Source organism: Bacteroides sp. D1, from assembly GCF_000157095.2.
Classification (GTDB): Bacteria; Bacteroidota; Bacteroidia; order Bacteroidales; family Bacteroidaceae; genus Bacteroides; species Bacteroides xylanisolvens.
Genome location: NZ_JH114350.1, coordinates 494,980 through 514,316 on the forward strand (window position 1 = coordinate 494,980; position 19,337 = coordinate 514,316).

Consider the following 19,337-nt stretch of genomic DNA (forward strand, 5'->3'; position numbering starts at 1 on the left):
TATTCTGTCCTCAAATGTATGCTAAAATGGCGTTTTTTTTATTATAACGATATTCTTTTTCATTATAGCTAAATCTTTCTACCTATAAATCGTAAGCATAGACTTAAATCTTCGGACTTTCGGGACAGACTCTTTATTCCTTTATTATATCTGTCAATTTTATCGCTTGAAAGGTTATATGTGCGACGCTACTCTCATATAGTATACCAATTGTCTCTTTATCAATCATTGTCAGACAACTATACCCCCATCCTTCTGCCTCGTCGAGCATTAATTGATGTTCCGGCAACCAGGTAAGTCCTTTGTCCAGACTTGCTTTTATTGTTATATGATTACGTCCTTTGGTCGTATTCGGGTTCGAAAACAGCAGGATATCTTTATTTAATATGTTGTCTTTGGCATCTACATGAATCAGACTAGCCATGCATACCGGTTCCTGAAGTGCTTGGCGGGAAGATGGGTGTTCTGTCCATGTTTCTCCCAAATCTTTCGTTATGGCAATAGCCCGGCTTCCTCCTCTATTATCACGCATATTCAGCATCAATACTCCCGGTTCTATTTCCGCCACTTGCGCTTCCGTTGTATTGGTTCGTGCCATATTGTGCATTTTCCATGTTTTCCCCCGGTCTTTACTATACATGATTCCTGCATTCGGAACACGGGTAGAGTCTATAAATTGCGTTGGAAATACCAATGTGCCATCACTCATCGTTATTCCACGTCCGGGACCTTGAAGCAGGAAGTACCAGGAAGGATCTTTCATCTGCTCTGTTATATTGATAGGCTTCGACCAGGTTTTACCATCGTCTGTGCTTTTAGCCAATACTAACTGTGCCGTATGATTCAGATCCATTCCCGGATGGGAACTCCACCAGGCGCGTTGATTACCCATACCATGTGTCCATGCGGAAACCACCCAGACGGTATTCGTCTTAGTATCTACTAAAATAGAAGGGTCTCCTACCCCATTCTGTGCTTTAGGCAGACCACCATACTCGCCAAATGAAAGCGGAAGACGCATCTTCTCCCAATTCTTTCCTCCATCGATGCTACGGCTCAAACCCACGTCAACATATTCCTGTAAATCGACACTACTGTTGTATCGAACATCATACACGCCTAATAAGGTTCCTTTATTGGTAGTCACCAACCCGGGAATACGGAAAGAAGCAGAACCGTCATCACCGGCATGACGAACTCCAACTGCCATCCGGTGAACAATATTCTTTGGAGAAATAGATTTACAACATAGTTCTTTCCCATCTACTTTAACGGCACATAAGTCAGAGAGTATCTTAGTCTGCAAAGAGGCATCTTTTTTCATCTGCAAACTGATCCAAAAATAATTTACACCCGGAAATAAATTGTAATTACCTTTTAATACTACTTTTTCTGATGATCCCACCTCTGCACATTTGATCGAATAGGAAGGAATAGCCGCCAATGTCCCACCCGGACGGTGGCTGGATATGTACTCTACTGGAGCAAAGCGATTTTTGTCTTTGTCCTGCAACGCCTCTGTTCCTCCATAATAGAGTTTGATTGCCTGAATATCAGTCAGATTCGTACTTTTACTAAAATCTAAAATGATTTCATCGAGCTTCTTGCTTTCTTTTGCATCCAAACGAAGATAGAACAGAACATTGTCTTGCCGCTCTATCAAAACCGGGATTTGTGTTTCATGGATAAATACTGTGTCTGAAGCTTTTACGTCAAAAGAATATCCTAAAAGGATAAGGAAAAGTAAATAATAAATTCTTCTCATAATGGGGGTATTAGTTAGTTTAACGCGATAAAGATAAAACTTTTCTACTATAATATTACTATGCAAACAGTAAACTTTGATTTTACCAAGTTCTGGTAGGACTAGTCAATACTTTGACCACGGTTCTGGCTCTTGTCATCATCGATAAGGTGGGCCGCAAGAAGCTGGTTTATTATGGAGTTTCGGGTATGGTTGTTTCTCTGATTCTCATCGGCCTGTACTTCCTCTTCGGAGATTCCCTAGGAGTATCCAGCCTCTTCCTGCTCGTTTTCTTCCTGTTCTATGTATTCTGCTGTGCTGTATCCATCTGTGCCGTGGTGTTTGTACTCCTCTCGGAGATGTATCCCACCAAGGTTCGCGGACTGGCCATGTCGATAGCAGGATTTGCTCTGTGGATCGGGACGTACCTGATCGGACAGTTAACCCCCTGGATGCTCCAGAACCTTACCCCCGCCGGAACATTCTTCCTGTTTGCCGTTATGTGCGTACCGTATATGCTGATTGTCTGGAAACTCGTGCCGGAGACCACCGGGAAGTCGCTGGAGGAGATTGAAAGATACTGGACCCGTTCGGAATAAATATAAAACAGACCTTAATAACAATAAACTAACATTTTATAAATATGGATAGTAAGAATAACATTGGTCATTCAGCAGACATCTCTTTAACTGCTGAATTACCCATACCAATCTATAATGGAAATACGATTATGGATTTCAAAAAACTGGCAAGTCTGTACAAGGATGAGCTTCTGGACAACGTCCTTCCTTTCTGGCTTGAACATTCACAAGACCATGAGTATGGTGGTTACTTCACCTGTCTGGACCGTGAAGGAAAAGTATTCGATACGGATAAGTTTATTTGGCTGCAAAGTCGTGAAGTATGGATGTTCTCCATGCTTTACAACAAAGTGGAGAAACGTCAGGAATGGCTGGACTGCGCCATTCAGGGTGGCGAATTCCTAAAAAAATATGGACATGACGGCAATTATAATTGGTATTTTTCCCTTGACCGTTCGGGTAGACCATTGGTAGAACCGTACAATATCTTTTCATATACATTTGCTACCATGGCTTTCGGTCAGTTAAGTCTTGCCACCGGCAATCAGGAATATGCAGACATTGCCAGGAAAACCTTCGATATCATCTTGTCTAAAGTGGATAATCCGAAAGGCAAATGGAATAAGCTTCATCCGGGTACTCGCAATTTGAAGAACTTTGCTTTGCCGATGATCCTTTGTAACCTGGCTCTGGAAATAGAGCATCTTTTAGATGAAAGTTATCTAAAAGAAACAATGGAAACTTGTATCCACGAAGTAATGGAAGTTTTTTACCGTCCTGAACTCGGAGGGATCATTGTTGAAAATGTAGATATCGACGGTAGCCTGGTTGACTGCTTTGAAGGCCGTCAGGTAACTCCGGGACATGCCATTGAAGCGATGTGGTTTATCATGGATCTGGGCAAACGCCTGAACCGTCCGGAATTGATAGAGAAAGCCAAAGAGACCACCCTTACAATGCTTAATTATGGCTGGGATAAGAAATACGGAGGTGTCTATTATTTCATGGACCGTAACGGTTGTCCACCTCAACAATTGGAATGGGATCAGAAACTTTGGTGGGTGCATATTGAGACTTTGATATCTCTATTAAAAGGTTATCAGTTGACGGGAGATAAACAATGCCTGGGGTGGTTTGAGAAAGTACATGACTATACATGGACACATTTCAAGGATAAAGAATACCCTGAATGGTATGGATATCTGAATCGAAGAGGAGAAGTGTTACTCCCACTCAAAGGAGGAAAATGGAAAGGATGTTTCCATGTGCCAAGAGGGCTGTACCAGTGCTGGAAAACATTAGAAGAAATAACAAATATCGTATCCTAATTAGTTCTAAATTTAATATTATGAGAAAAATTCTATTTTTAATTTTAATGTTAAGTTCTGTCGGTATACAAGCACAGAATTTAATCGTAAAAGGAGTCGTCTCTGATGAGTCCGATGTATTGCCAGGAGTAAGTATCTTTGTTGAAGGTACATCTAAAGGAACAATTTCAGATATTAATGGAAAATACTCTATTGAAGTAAAAAAAGGAAGCAAACTAGTTTTCTCTTATGTAGGTTATCGCACAGAAGAGCTGATAGCAAATGCTCCTGTACTAAATGTGAAAATGAAAGCTGACGCTATTCAGTTGGAAGAAGCAATAGTAGTAGGGTATGCTAAACAGAAAAAAGCAACATTAACCGGAGCTGTATCTTCTGTTAGTTCTGAAACTATAACAAAAAGAAGTGTAGCATCTTTATCTACTGCCTTACAAGGTGCTATGCCGGGGGTGACTATTCAACAGACTTCAGGTGAACCTGGTGGTGATGGTGGTTCTATTCGTATTCGCGGTATCGGCTCTATTAATTCAAATACAGATCCGTTAGTTTTGGTTGATGGAATTGAAATGAGTATCGATCAAGTAGATGCTAACACAGTAGAAAGTATTTCTGTTTTAAAAGATGCTGCTTCTGCTTCAATATATGGTTCCCGGGCATCTAATGGTGTTATTCTTATTACAACCAAAAGAGGTCAAAAAGGAAAAATAACGACTACATATAGTGGTTACCTAACAATCCAGCGCCCAACTAATATGCCTGAACCTGTAGCTGCATGGGAATATTTACAAGCAGAACTAAATGCTTGGGATAATGCAGAAATTACAGTATCCGACGCGCAAAGAGCTCAACAACTGCAACAGATAGAAGAACAAAAAACATTACGTCCGGATAATTGGAACAGGTACGATACCGATTGGAAAGATGAAACGATGAAAAATCATTCAATCATGCACAACCATAATGTAACAATTAGTGGTGGTAGTGACAAACTGACTTTCTTTGGTTCTGGTACTTACCTATACCAAGATGGTTTGATACCTAATGATAATTATAGTCGTACTAACCTTCGTTTAAATGCAGATGCTCAAATACTTCCATGGGCTAAGTTTAGTATTGAAACAGCATTAAGACAAGGTAAAAAAGTAAATCCGGGTTTGAGTACTCCCAAACAGATTATCAATCAGTCTTTATATATGTTGCCCACTCTTTCTGCTGCCAGAGAGCTAGATGGGAATTGGGGATATGGAAAGAATGGTATGAATCCTACAGCTCAAGCATACGATAGTGGAGAAAAAATAACAAAAGGGACAGATGCTGTGGTAAACGGAACATTAACTCTTACTCCTATCAAAGGCTTAGAGCTTGTAGGACAATATTCTCGCCGTCAATCCACAAGTAGAGGGCGTACATTAATAACTCCATATACGACGTCTCTAAGAGGTCAAATCATGGGATCATACCCTACAGATGATTCACTGACAGAAAGCTGGAGTGAAACCGTTAGAAATTATTATCGTGCACAAGCTTCGTATGAAAATAAATTCTTTGACCATTATGGAAAAATATTAGTCGGCTTCCAGGCAGAAGATAATCTGAATACTTCCTTTTCTGGTGGAAAAAGAGGGTTCGATCTAGGGCGTTATTATTTAGGTAATGGAGATTCTGCAACCGCAACGTCCTCCGGTGGAGCAAATTCTTGGGCTATGATGTCATGGTATGCCCGCTTGAATTACAACTACAAACAACGTTATTTACTGGAGGTAAATGGTCGTTACGATGGCTCTTCCCGTTTTACCAGAGATAATCGATGGGGATTTTTCCCTTCGTTGTCTGCCGGTTGGGTAATATCTGAAGAGAACTTCATGAAATCTACTCGTAAAGTACTTGACTTCTTAAAAGTTCGTGCTTCTTACGGTCTTTTAGGAAATCAGAACATCGGTAATTATCCTTATGCTGCAACCATTGCAACCGGATATGGATACTATTTAGGTGGTGAAGAAGCAGATAAAGAATTAGTATCAGGTGTGGCTCAAACAACACTAGCCAATTCGGATATTAGTTGGGAAAAATCAAAGCAAATAAATTTTGGTATTGATTTTAGTTTGTGGAATGGTTTGTTAAGCGTTACAGCGGATTATTACATCAAAAATATTTATGATATGTTAATGAAGTTCCCATTACCATACTATGTAGGAATGAGTCCAGCATATACCAATGCAGGAGATATGTCCAACAAGGGTTGGGAAGTAAGTGTCAGTCATAAAAATAAATTAAATGACTTCACGTATGGGGTAACATTTACTTTAAGTGACAACCGCAACAAAATAACCAATCTAAACGGACTTAATTCTCAAGATAAAACAATGGTAGAGGGTTATCCTAACAAAGGTATTTGGGGATATGTGACTGATGGGTATTATAAAGATTGGGATGATGTTAACAATTCTCCTAAATTAGGGGATGCTCGTCCGGGATTCGTTAAGTATGTTAAAACTTATCAGGGTGAAGACTCTGACCCTATGACAATTGATACTCGTGACATGGTATATCTTGGTGACCCGTTCCCACACTTTGAATACGGTGTAACGTTAAATGCCGGTTGGAAGAATTTTGATTTCACAGCTTTCTTCCAAGGAGTCGGGCAACGTGTGAATTATATGAGTGGAGTTGGTCTTAAACCTTTTGCTAACGGTTCGAATCTTTTCAGACATCAAATGGATTCATGGACTCCGGATAATCAGGATGCAGCATACCCCATTTTGGTTCCTGAAGCTAATGCAGGTCCTAACTATCAAAAATCCGATAAATGGGTACGAGATGCCTCTTATTGTCGTTTGAAAAATGTTGTTTTAGGTTATACTTTACCTAATTCATGGACTAAGAAATTAAATATTGGTAGCTTGAGAGTGTATGCAAGCGGACAGAACCTATTTACCATCAGTAATTTCTATAAGGGATATGACCCCGAAGTTGCATATAGCGGCTCTGTTGGAGGGGAATTCTACCCCATTATGCAAACATTTACGTTTGGTATTGATTTAAAATTTTAAATAATCAAATATTATGAAAAAAGCAATCAAATATATATTTAATAACAAAGTTCTTGCAAGTGGGGCTTTGATATTATCACTAGGAATAGCAGGCTGTAGTGACTACTTGGATAAAGAGCCTATGAGCGAATATTTATCGTCCAATTTTTATAATAACGATGGCGCAATAGCACAAGGGGCTAATGGGTGTTACCAGCGTTTGCTGATGGATCATAGTAATACTAGTAGTATACCTTATTGTATATTATGGGATATGTATACGCCTTATGGCATCGAACGTGCGGACAACAGTTCTATTGGTGTTGGTAATATTGAGTTACGAACAAATTTCACAGTAGAACAAACATGGGCTATTTTATATACTTCTGTGGCAAGATGTAATTCTGTGTTGGATGGAGCTAAGCCTTTTTATAATGAATTAAGCGATAAGGCTAAAATTTATCTTGCAGAAATTCAAGTTTTGAGATCTCATTACTATATTCAACTAGTTTCTTTATGGGGGGATATTCCATATTTCACATCTGCAGTAACGGAAGAACAGACAAAGCAGGTTTCACGTACTCCCTGGAAAGAAGTTGTAGATGATATATTAAAAACATTGGACGAAGCTGCCGATATTTTACCTTGGACAGCGGCTAATTATGGACGTGTCGACAAATCAGTAGCATTAGGATTGAAAGCAAGATTGGCTTTATATGCCGGTTCATGGTGTAAATTTGGTTTTGGTATGGATGGTGAAAAAGATCAGGTTAAAGCTACAGAATATTTTAAGATTGCAGCAGCAGCTTCTAAAAAAGTTATAGACGAAAGTGGACGTGATTTGGCTACTAATTATGCAGATCTGTTTACACGGACAGGACAACTAAAAGAAGACGTAAAAAAAGAAACGATGTTATTTATGATGTTTTCAAACCAAATTCATTCGTTTACTCAATATATGTCTTTAGGTGAACAAGTTCGTATGATTGGACAGAGTGGACGTTTTCCTACCCAACAGTTAGTTGATACCTACGAAATGAAAAATGGTAAACGTATTGATGAGACTGGTTCCGGGTATGATCCTAAGAAACCGTTTGATAGTCGTGATCCTCGTTTAAAAGAAACAGTTTACACTCATCATGATGTTATCATCGGAAATACTGGGGGAGACAACAAAATGAAATTCCTGATGGAAGTCTATAATCCTCAAACGACCTCTTGGGATAAAGATGGTAATGAAAAGTTGGTTGCCAACTTAGATTATGCTGGTGCTGTTGCTCAATATGGTTACGTAAGTAGTGGTGTAGGATTTGCATGGAAAAAGTATAATCATTTCGATGATGAGGCAAATGCCAATCCTAGTTATAACATTCTGATCATGCGGTTTGCAGAAATTCTTTTGACTTACGCCGAGGCTAAAATAGAACTTAATGAATTAGATGCAACGGTTGTAAATGCAATTGATCGAGTTAGAGCTCGTGTAGATATGCCTGGTATCTTATCTGTTGATCCGACACGTGAGAATGATCAATTAAAGATGCGCCAAATTGTACGCCGTGAACGTAAAGTGGAATTGGCCAAAGAGGCGTTAATGTTATTTGATATGCGTCGTTGGAGAACTGGTGATATTCAAAATGCCGAACCCACTTATGGTTACCCTAAAGCAACAGGGGTAGATCCGACCACAGGAAAATATCCCGATGGGTATGAACAGGCTACTCCAGATATGGTTCCTTCTTATGGCGCTTCAGGATCGGACAGAGATATAAACGATATTGCCAGTTATGCTGCATACGGTGATAAACTAAGATCTCGTGATAAAGGTCGTAGCTGGAATAACAGACATTACTTATGGCCTATCCCGCAAACAGAGCGAAATAAATGCCCTTGGCTGGAACAGAATAAAGGATATGGTGAGTAATATATAACGCATTTAGTATGAATAGATTAATTATTTTATTATCATTACTGTTAGTGCCGGTTTTTATATCGGCACAGACCGTAGTGACAATTGAAGCTGCAAGTCCAGATCCGACATTAACTGTACGTGGTCTTGAGAAGCAGATAGACTTATTCAATAATCCTGTTTGGGAAAAGCAAGAAAAAGGTATTGTTTTATTATCTACGGAATATCAAAATGCTATAAAATCTACTCAAAGCATATATACGGCCGTAATAGTAAATAAAGATATGAAGGTAACAAAAGTCCTGAACGGCGTAATCTCTAAGAATATCCAACCTGTATTTAAGACTCCTTTAGATATAGAATTAGGACAAGCAGAGTTTGCATTAATTGGTTATGATGCTGATTACTCAAAGGATGGCTATCGTAAGTTTCTTGCTGAAAATTTCCATGTAGGAGATGTCGTAAAGCTAAGAATTAATGGAGAAATACATTCATTGGATAAAGTAATAGCTTTTTCCCAAGGCAGTATTCCGCCTCAAATAGAACTGGATAATGATTTTTTATTTACTGTTGTTGGAAGTAAGACTACATTAAGCGGTTGTATTGCTAATTATGATAGAAAAGCCGGTTATCAGTTGTTTATAGAGAGTCAAACAGAAATAAAGCCAGTGCCCCTTACAGCAAAAGGACTATTTCACAGTCAGTTAACTTTGAATAATGGCACTAATTTCTTTAACTGGATTTTGAAAAAAGGCGGGAAAGAAATTACTCGTAAGCCTGTTGTTGTCTTCTCTAAAGCTCCCGATCAACAACAGAGCGAACTGGTTATGTGGGTGGAGCAATTTCCTAATGCAAAAGTGTTGACTAATAGAGAAGCAGTAACCACTATGGTTAATAACGTAAAGAAAGCTGGATTCACTTCAATCGGGTTGGATGTAAAAGGACCGGAAGGATATGTTTCTTATCGCAAAAATGACCTTTCAAAGACTCCTTACCTGACAGCAACTAAAAATCCGAATAAACAAGTAAAGGATGATGGTTTCGATTTATTGGAAGTTGTACTTCAGGAGGCACACAAAATCGGATTGAAAGTTTATACTAGCTTTAATTTCTTCACGGAAGGAAATATAACTGTAAATGATTATGCAATTCTTCATGAGCATAAAGATTGGGAAGAAATAGTGCAACGTCCGGAAGATAAAGGCAAACTTCTGAAAATCACGGAAAGTACAAGAGGAAAAGAAGCAGCAAAAGGTAAGTTATTAGCTTTAGCTTTTGTGAATCCTTCTAATAAAGAGGTACAGGACTTTCAATTGTTGCGTGTAGAAGAAGTTCTAAAAAATTATGATATAGATGGCATTGTATTAGACCGCTGTCGATATGATAATTTATATGCCGACTTTAGTCATGTAACTCGAAACGCCTTTGAAGAATATCTGGAAAAAGAAGGAAAAGTTTTAGAGAATTTCCCTGCTGATGCTTTTAGAATAAATAAAGAAGGCGTATTAATAAAAGGCAAATTCTTTAAAGAATGGATTACTTTCCGATCTCAAACTATTTGTGATTTTACCAACCGGATTCGCTTATTAGTAGATAAGTATAAAGTTGAAAAGAATCCGGATTTGAAAATGGCAGCTTATGTCGGATCCTGGTATGAGGTGTATTATCAGAATGGAGTAAATTGGGCTAGTAACCAGTTTAAATATGATGATCGATTATCGTTCCCGGATAGTGAGATCTATGGAAAAAGTTATAATAGAACAAGCTATTTAGGTAATCTTGATTTTCTGATGATTGGCACCTATTATAAAACACCTAAAGAAGTTAATCGATATATTACTTTAGGGAATATTCTTACATGTGGACAAGTTCCATTGTTAGGTTCAATGAGCTTACCAGATTTAAGCGTTTCCGATCAGGGGAAGGTGTTTGGTGCTTCGTTAAAGAATTCATCAGGTCTGATGATTTTCGATAATTGTTATGTTGATTGGGAAACTTTCTTCGAACAAATGAAAATAGCTTTTTCCATTAAGAAAAAATAATGAACCATATAATACTCGTGAAAGATGAAAAAACTAATAAATTTAATATTCAGTATAATGTGCATCACTGCACTTTTCACTGTAACTTTTAGCTCTTGTTCAGATGATGACGAAAACAGAGCCTATGAATCTGTGCAGATAGTAGGAGTCAAAGTGAATAATGAATTGTACACGCCTTCTTCCGCCAGCGCAACTGAAACGACAGTATTGATTCCTGCTGGAGTCGATTTATCCAAAGCTAAACTACAATTGTTGGTTATAAACGGTACTGCCAATTTCATAAACGACCAAGAGTATGATGCCCGTACCCCCCTTGATTTGACATTAAATGGATTTGACGGAACTACGGTGCAGACAAAATTGCGTATTCAGTCTCCTCCTAAATTGGTGTCTTTTATAATAGAAGGAATGACTGTTCCCAATAGTGATATTCATACTGGTGAAGAATCATTGATTGTCCAGGTTCCGGAAGAGACTGACCTTACAGCACTAAAGGTTACCATGGAATATATCAATGGGACAATTATGGACTTTCAAAATGGTGTTGCATTGGACTATACTAATCCGAGAAGTTTTAAAATAAAAGGTGTAGATGAAGAAACAATTTATACTTATGAGTTTATTATTACTACGGAGAAAGTAGGTCCTGCATCTATAAAAGCGATGACTATCAATGGCATTGAAACTGATTATGTGCTTACAGATGATAAGAATGTAGCAGTTCCATATATTCCGGCATTGATGGATTTCACATCTGTAAATGTAGAACTGACTGCTGGATTCGGTAATAAAATAGACGAATCTTTCACTGGTCAAGGATTAAATTTGATGAATGGTAACAATAAGGTTTCAATCAAAGGAAGTAATGGAGTGACAACAGAGTTTACAATTGGTATACCTCAAATTTCTGCAGAACCTGTATTCAAAAAAGACTATACAGAATTAGCAGGATTTGGATCTGACAACTTAATTAGTGTAGGAATTAGTGATCCATATATTATTGCAGGTAACCATTCTTCAACTAAGAAAACCCCAGCATATTTTGATTATACAGGTAATAAGATTGAAAATTTGAATGACAAAGGGTTAAGTATTGCAGGACATGGTATACGTATAATGGCTACAGATGACAAGGGCAATATTCTTGGAACCTCATTGGCTTTATCAGGAGATAAACCTGTATTATATCGTTGGAGTAGTGTAACAGCAGAAGCTAAAGAATTTATTTCATATGATAAATCAGCTCTTGGTGAATCTGCGACTCCTCGTTTAGCTGGTATTGGTATCATAGGTGATTTAGATGGTGATGCCACAATAGTTGCTACTAAGGCACAGTCAGTAGATGTTTTTGTTTGGAAAGTTACAAATGGAGTCGTGAATCCCACTCCGCAAAAATATGCATTCCCTGTTGCTACTCCAAGTTACTATTGGAACGTGGTTCCAATGCCTGTAGGTATGACCGGATATATGGGATTCTTTAGTACAAGTGCAACTAATGGACTTATTTGGATGAACAGTACTATGGGAGAAGTTTCTAGAAGTTCCGGAGTTAGAACCAGTGGTGGAGATGTAATAACAATAAATGGCCGTGTGTATGTAGCATATACAGCATATTCGGGAGATCAAAAAGGTGTTATGCGTATCTGTGATATAACTGATGGTAAATATAATCAAATATTCAATTATACAATGGAAGCATCGGGAGCTAATGGTAATAGCACAGCTTCTGCTTGTTTAATGGTGAAAAACAATGAATTATATGCAGTATTTGGCTGCACCGGTTCCGGTTTATACTTCTACCGTATAGCATGTAAATAATAACTAATAAATAGGATCATGTCGCAGAGACATGGTCCTGTTTTATCTCTTTATTAATATGAAACAGAATTATAATTATATATTTCTTCTTACTTGTCTCATTATAGGAGGTACATCTTGTTCTCATAAATACAGAACATCCTCTCCCAAGTCAGTAGAAACATTTTTTAAGAATGAAGTGAAACCGGAAAAATTCATTGAATGTTTTCCCGGTGCCTATTACCGCAAGGTAAATTCCAGTAAGGATGTTTGGTTGGGAGTTGGAGGAACTGTTACTTTACCTCAATTATCATTCGATCAAACTAGAAAAAACACTAAGAAGCCGGGACAGTTTCTTGATAATCCATCTGTATATTTAGGAGGAAACATGGGAGATCAGGAGACTGACTTCGGATTAGCATGGGAAGTTATCCGGGAAAAAGATGGAAAACTATCCAAAGAGAGGAAAGCTTTTCGTCCATTTATGAGACGTAGTGAGCATATTAATGGACAAGAACCCAATTATGCGCAAGCACCACCGGAAGATAAATACTATTGGTATCCGGGCGAAAAAGTCACAATGTATTTTCAAGTGTTAGAAACTCGTAAAGTACATTTTGTGATAGAAGGAGCCGGAAAACGCTTTGAATGTGATTATGATTGTGAAGGTTATATTCCGGGAGAACTGGGAACCTTTAAACGTGTAAATGCAATTGATCAAGTTGCGAATGAAGGTAAACCAGCGCAAGCAACGAAAACAAAGGTTTTGAATAGTCGATGGGATGAGAGCTATTATTTTAGAAAATATAAAAATGAAATTGTGAAAGTACCGATTCACGAAGGCCGTTTCACAGATATGCGTTGTCCGGACAGTCATTTCTTTGAAGTAACATCAACTGATGAAGGTCGAAAGATAGGAGCAGAAACGATTAGTATTAATGGAAATGGGTATTGATCCTCAAAAGAATATTATTGATTTACAAAAAACTTATTTAAGATGAAAAAATATTTATTCTATTCATTATTTTTGAGTTTAGCTATGGGATTCTATAACTGTTCTGACAGTGACGATGGAGAACCGGAACCAGAACCCACAGATCCAATTAACACTTACTTTAAAGATGAGATAAAGCCACAAGCGAGTGTTGCCTGCTTTGCCGGTGCCTATTATCATAAAGCCGTAACAAGTAAAGATTTATGGCTAGGTATCGGAGGGACAATAAAATTGCCTACAGCAACTTTCGATGAAGATCGTAAGAATCCTAGTAAACCAGGACAATATCTTGATAATCCTTCTATATATTTAGGAGGGAATATGGGTGGACAAGAGACTGATATAGGCCTAACTTGGGAAGTTGTTAAGGATGAGCAAGGTAATATCAGTGCTGAAAGAAAAGCATTCCGTCCATTCATGAGACGTACAAGTCATTCGAGCGGACAAGCATCCAACTATTCAAATGCTCCTGCGCAGAAAGAATATTATTGGTATCCGGGTGAAGAAGTCACCATTTCTATTCAGATCATAAGAAGTGGGGTTCTCAAATTTATTGTAGACGGTAATGGTAAGCATTATGAGTCAGAATATGAATGTGCCGGATACAAACAAGGAACCCGTGGAGAATTCAAACGTGTAAATGCTATTGACCAAGTATCTAATGAAGGAAAACCGACACAAGCCACGAATACAAAAGTTGAAGGTGCTCAATGGAAGGAAAGTTTTTTATTCAGAATGTATGACGGTAAAATAGTAAAAGCTCCACTTCATACAGGAAGATACACTGATATGCGCTGTCCGGATGCAATGTATTTTGACATAAATTCATCAGAAGCAGAAAAGAAGACTGGTGCTGAATCTGTAAATATTAATGGTGCAGGATATTAATAAATATATATATTATTTCAAATAATAAGTCATGAATAAAAGAGCTTTCTCTCTTGATGCTTTAAGGGGATATGCCATTATTACTATGGTTTTATCAGGTACTATTGCTTCAGGAGTATTACCAGGATGGATGTATCACGCACAAGTAGGTCCCCGCTCTAATTTTGCATTTGACCCATCATTTTATGGAATTACATGGGTTGATCTAGTTTTTCCATTCTTTTTATTTGCAATGGGAGCGGCTTTTCCTTTTTCTATCGGCAATAAATTGGAAAAAGGAGAATCTAAATTAAGAATAGCATGGGATTGTCTATTACGTGGATTCCGGTTGACATTCTTTGCAATTTTTATTCAGCACATGTATCCTTGGGTAACATCTTCTCCGCAAGATGTGCGGTCATGGTTGTTAGCTCTGTTTGCATTTGTTCTGATGTTTCCCATGTTTATGAGAATTCCGGTTAAAATGTCTAAATGGTTACGTGGAGGGATACAACTATCTGCCTATGCGTTGGGCATTGTCATGTTGCTTACTGTAAATTATGCTAATGGTAGAGAATTTAGTCTGTCATATAGTAATATTATTATTCTGGTTCTGGCAAATATGTCCATTTTCGGTTCGCTGGCATACTTGTTTACAGCAAAAAACAAATGGGCTAGAATTGCAATTCTTCCATTTATTATGGCTGTCTTTTTAGGAAGTAAAACAGATGGTTCCTGGGTAAAGGCTTTGATGAACTATTCTCCAATCCCCTGGATGTATAGTTTTTATTATTTGAAATACTTGTTTATTATAATTCCCGGAAGCATTGCCGGAGAATACTTAAAAGAATGGTTACAAAGCAAAAGTGAGGCTGATTCCCCTTTAGAAGAAAAAAGGAGAATCCCCCTAATTTTATTATTAACTATCGGGATCATTATTTTTAATCTGTATGGCCTGTATACACGTCAGTTATTATTAAACTTGTGTGGCACAGTTGTTATTTTAGTTTGTATTTATTGGCTTCTGAAAACAAGAAGCAACAATATGGATTATTGGAGAAAACTATTTGTTGCTGGAGCTTATTTACTTATGCTGGGGTTGTTTTTTGAAGCATATGAAGGCGGAATTCGTAAGGACGATTCAACCTATAGTTACTATTTTGTTACTGCCGGCCTTGCTTTTATGGCTATGATTGCTTTTTCAATACTATGTGATATTTATAAGTGCCGCCAGCTGACACGTCCATTGGAAATGGCGGGACAAAACCCCATGATTGCTTATGTGGCCACTAATCTAGTAGTAATGCCCGTACTGAATTTAATAGGGGTAGCATCATATTTATCCTATCTGCAACAAAATGCCTGGCTTGGTTTCTTACGGGGAATTATTATCACCACATTGGCAGCATTAATAGCTATCATTTTTACAAAACTTAAATGGTTCTGGAGAACATAATAGAAATATGAAACTACTAATAAAAAAAATAACATGTGTCATCTTAATCTTGTGTTCCTATTGTTCTTATGGTGAAGCAAAAATTCAGCTCCCTTCTATTTTAGGTAATGGGATGGTGCTTCAACAAAAGTCGGAGGTAAAGCTATGGGGAAAAGCTACACCTAATAAGAAAGTTGTTGTATATACCTCATGGAACGCACAGCAGCAAGAAGTAGATAGTAATCAAAAGGGGGATTGGTCAGTGGCTGTCACAACTCCAGAAGCTGGAGGGCCATATACTATTCGCATTTCAGATGGTGAAGAACTTATATTGGATGATGTTTTAATTGGAGAAGTCTGGCTGTGTTCCGGACAATCAAATATGGAAATGCCAGTGAAAGGTTTTCGTGGTCAACCTGCCGCAGAATCACAGAATACGATAGTAAATGCAAATTCTAATCGTTCATTAAGATTATTTACAGTGCAGCGTGCCTACAGCAGTGTTCCACAGGAGAATGTTGCTGGTCAGTGGGAAAGGAATACTCCGAAGTCTGTTTCTACTTTTAGTGCCGTTGCTTATTATTATGGCGATCAATTACAGAAAGTTTTAGGAATACCGGTGGGACTGATTCATGCTTCTTGGAGTGGTTCTTCAATTGAGCCATGGATTAGTAAAGAAAACCTTCTACAATTTCCTGAAATAGATCTGACTCCGGCAGCAAATCCACAATCGAAATATGCAAATGGTACTCCTACTGTATTGTATAATGCCATGATTAAACCGCTGGAGAATTATAATATTAAGGGAATGATATGGTACCAAGGAGAGTCTAACTCTGCACGTCCGGAACAATATCAGCGTTTGTTTGCTGTGTGGGCTAAACAAAACAGGACATTGTTCCGTTCAAAAGACTTTCCCATTTATTATACAGAAATAGCTCCTGTTGCATCCCCTGTAGACAGACCGTTTCAAAGGGCTATTTTCCGAGAAGCACAGTTGGAAAGCATGTATGAAATCTCTAATACAGGTATGGCTTTCACAAACGATCTTGGTTCGGAGAAATTCATTCATGCTCCCCAAAAACGAGAAATCGGACAGCGTTTAGCGTATTGGGCATTAGCAAAAACATATCAGTTAAAGGGATTTGAATATAGTGGTCCTATCCATCGTTCATATATGAAAAATGGAAAGGTTATTGAGATTCTCTTTGATCATGCAGATGATGGACTAAATCCGGAGAATGAACCTTTAGTGGGCTTTGAGGTTGCAAGCGAAGATAGTATATTTTATCCTGCCAATGCCGAAATCATAAATGGAACCTCTCGAGTAAAAGTATGGAATGACAAAGTAATTCAACCGGTTTATGTACGCTACGCTTTTCGTAATTTTTTGCGTGGGAACCTGATAAACAATGCCGGATTACCAGCAACTCCTTTCCGAATGGATTTGCGAAAATTGGATTTTCAGAATCCTGAAAATCTAGGATGGACTCGCGTCACTACTTTTGGTAAATTACCTGAATACGTTAATGTTTATCATTCTCCAGAATGGATTGAAAGTACACGAACAAATGCTTATATAGCAGTTATAGATACAAAGAAAGGAGGAAGTTTAGATGTCGGAGGTGAAGAAAGTGGGATAAAGACCCCGACTGAATTTTACCAGTCAGAAAAAAGAAAACCAGTGATTGTATTAAATGGAGGATATTTTGCCAATGGCAAAACTGTTAGTCTCATATGTAAAGATGGAAGAATATTATCTGACAACATATCTGTTGTAAATCGTATTTTAGAGGGTAAAAAGACTGCATATTATCCTACCCGTTCTGTTTTTAGTCTTTATAAAGATGGAACATATCATGTTGACTGGATATATAAATCGAATCAACAGACCTATGCATATGATATGCCAGCCTTAAACAGTTCTACACGCCCTCCACTATCGGTTCCATCAAAAGGTTTTCCGAGAGGAGCAAAAGTCTGGAGTGCCGAAATGGGAATTGGCGCAGGTCCTGTGTTAATCAAGGATGGAATGATTCGTAATAGTTGGGTAGAAGAACTATTAGATGTTGCAAGTGGCATAAATCCACAGACTTGTCAACCTCGTTCTGCGGTAGGAATCACGCAAGATGGGAAACTAGTTTTGTTCGTTTGTGAAGGACGCGAACAAACACCGGATGTTCCAGGTATGACTTTAGACCAACTTGCCCGGTTGATGAAAGCATTTGGATGTGTAGACGCGCTTAATTTAGATGGCGGAGGTTCGAGTTGTATGTTGATTAATGGTAAAGAGACTATAAAACCGTGTAATAAAGATCATCAACAACGACCAGTTGCTACTGTGTTATTTGCAAGATAGTATAATCTAAAAACTATAATAAGATAAGAATAGTTAAGTTATCAATTAATCATTTTTTATTCATGAGTGAAAAGTTGAAGTTTTGTTTGTGTTTTGCAATCTTATTTATAAGCTTGCAAAGCATAGCAAAAAAAACAGAGCAAGGAATCCGTGGAGTCTGGGTTCCCGCTCCTCGTTTTACTTCCGTATTACATACCTATCAGGGAGTAAAAGATTTTGTGAAGACATTAGATGAGTTGAATATGAATTCTATATTCCTTGTATCTTATGCAGAAACTAAAACAATATATAAGAGTGATGTATTGATGCATTATTCTACTTATAAGACACAAGAAGAAAGCTATCTACTAAGCGGATATTCTAAACAATATCAAAGTCCAACTAATGATCCGGTACGTGATTTGATTGATGAGGCTCATAAACATGATATAAAAGTATTTTTCTGGTTCGAATATGGTTTTATGGGAGAGGGGCGTCCGATATCACTTGATAATCCTTTATTAGCAAAGAATCCTCACTGGTTAGGAATAGACAATCAGCAACACCCCGCCAATTACAATCAACATGATTATTACTTCAATGCCTATAATCCAGCTGTACAGAACTTCTTAATAGAACTAATAGAAGAGGCATTGACGCTTTATCCTGATTTAGATGGTATTCAAGGTGATGACCGCTTACCTGCTATGCCTCGAAACTCTGGATATGATACCTATACAGTCTCTCTTTATCAATCACAACATCAAGGAAAAAATCCTCCTGCAGATTATAATAATCCGGAATGGGTACGTTGGCGTTTGGATATTTTAAATACCTTTGCAAAACGATTATATAAAAGGATTAAAGCAAAGAGTCCGAATGTTATGATTAGTTTCGCCCCAAATCCTTATCCCTGGTGTGAAGAGAATCTGATGCAGGAATGGCCTCGTTGGTGTAAAGAGAAAGTTTGTGATTTGTTGGCTGTTCAGTGTTATCGTTATAGTATCGAAGCGTATCGTGCTACGGTTTCAGAAGTATTGAAATATATACATCAGAATAATCCAAACCAATTATTTGCACCTGGTATGATTCTGATGGAAGGGAGTAGTTCCAAAATGTCACCGGAACTGTTACGGGAGCAGCTCCGTGTAAACCGGGAGTTGGGGATTAATAGTGAGATTTATTTTTATAATAAGGGGATTGATAATCCTTCTGTTAGAGAGGTCTTGAAACAGGCATATCACCAGAAGATTAAATTCCCAGCAAATTAAATACTATG

The 19,337-nt window shown here is 37.9% G+C and carries 11 protein-coding genes and 1 pseudogene; 11 read left to right on the forward strand and 1 reads right to left on the reverse strand.

The window, feature by feature from the left end; all coding sequences use genetic code 11:
* Positions 1-133 precede the first annotated feature (133 nt).
* Entirely contained in the window at positions 134-1,765 is a 1,632-nt protein-coding gene (locus BSAG_RS02920; RefSeq protein WP_004315766.1) for a sialidase family protein, read from the reverse strand.
* An 80-nt stretch (positions 1,766-1,845) separates the two neighbouring features.
* Here BSAG_RS02920 and BSAG_RS0223515 point away from each other — a divergent pair.
* The 11 genes and pseudogenes from BSAG_RS0223515 to BSAG_RS02870 all read left to right on the forward strand — a co-directional run.
* Positions 1,846-2,343 (forward strand): annotated as a pseudogene (locus BSAG_RS0223515) (MFS transporter); the annotation flags it as partial.
* Between the two features lie 131 nt (positions 2,344-2,474).
* Positions 2,475-3,653 carry an AGE family epimerase/isomerase gene (locus BSAG_RS02915; RefSeq protein ID WP_008770931.1) on the forward strand — a complete coding sequence of 393 codons (1,179 nt, stop codon included), beginning with the start codon at positions 2,475-2,477 and terminating at the stop codon, positions 3,651-3,653.
* Between the two features lie 47 nt (positions 3,654-3,700).
* On the forward strand, positions 3,701-6,700 hold the full coding sequence (locus BSAG_RS02910) for a SusC/RagA family TonB-linked outer membrane protein (RefSeq protein ID WP_008017521.1): 3,000 nt from the start codon (positions 3,701-3,703) through the stop codon (positions 6,698-6,700).
* Between the two features lie 13 nt (positions 6,701-6,713).
* Complete coding sequence (locus BSAG_RS02905; RefSeq protein ID WP_004316350.1) at positions 6,714-8,600, forward strand: RagB/SusD family nutrient uptake outer membrane protein; 1,887 nt, start codon at positions 6,714-6,716, stop codon at positions 8,598-8,600.
* 17 nt (positions 8,601-8,617) lie between these two features.
* The gene (locus tag BSAG_RS02900) at positions 8,618-10,627 is read left to right on the forward strand and encodes a family 10 glycosylhydrolase (protein WP_008017519.1); all 2,010 of its coding nucleotides are present in this window, start codon (positions 8,618-8,620) and stop codon (positions 10,625-10,627) included.
* A 24-nt stretch (positions 10,628-10,651) separates the two neighbouring features.
* The gene (locus BSAG_RS02895; RefSeq protein WP_008770929.1) at positions 10,652-12,445 is read left to right on the forward strand and encodes a hypothetical protein; all 1,794 of its coding nucleotides are present in this window, start codon (positions 10,652-10,654) and stop codon (positions 12,443-12,445) included.
* Positions 12,446-12,503: 58 nt separating this feature from the next.
* Entirely contained in the window at positions 12,504-13,379 is an 876-nt protein-coding gene (locus tag BSAG_RS02890; RefSeq protein ID WP_008770928.1) for a hypothetical protein, read from the forward strand.
* A gap of 42 nt (positions 13,380-13,421) precedes the next feature.
* On the forward strand, positions 13,422-14,306 hold the full coding sequence (locus tag BSAG_RS02885; protein WP_004316357.1) for a hypothetical protein: 885 nt from the start codon (positions 13,422-13,424) through the stop codon (positions 14,304-14,306).
* A gap of 31 nt (positions 14,307-14,337) precedes the next feature.
* Positions 14,338-15,741, forward strand: coding sequence for a DUF5009 domain-containing protein (locus BSAG_RS02880; RefSeq protein ID WP_004316359.1), 1,404 nt, complete (start codon positions 14,338-14,340; stop codon positions 15,739-15,741).
* A gap of 7 nt (positions 15,742-15,748) precedes the next feature.
* Positions 15,749-18,079 (forward strand): phosphodiester glycosidase family protein, encoded by a 2,331-nt coding sequence (locus BSAG_RS02875; protein WP_004316360.1) that lies wholly within the window; start codon positions 15,749-15,751, stop codon positions 18,077-18,079.
* A 113-nt stretch (positions 18,080-18,192) separates the two neighbouring features.
* Positions 18,193-19,329 carry a glycoside hydrolase family 10 protein gene (locus BSAG_RS02870; protein WP_008770927.1) on the forward strand — a complete coding sequence of 379 codons (1,137 nt, stop codon included), beginning with the start codon at positions 18,193-18,195 and terminating at the stop codon, positions 19,327-19,329.
* The last annotated feature ends 8 nt before the right edge of the window (positions 19,330-19,337 follow it).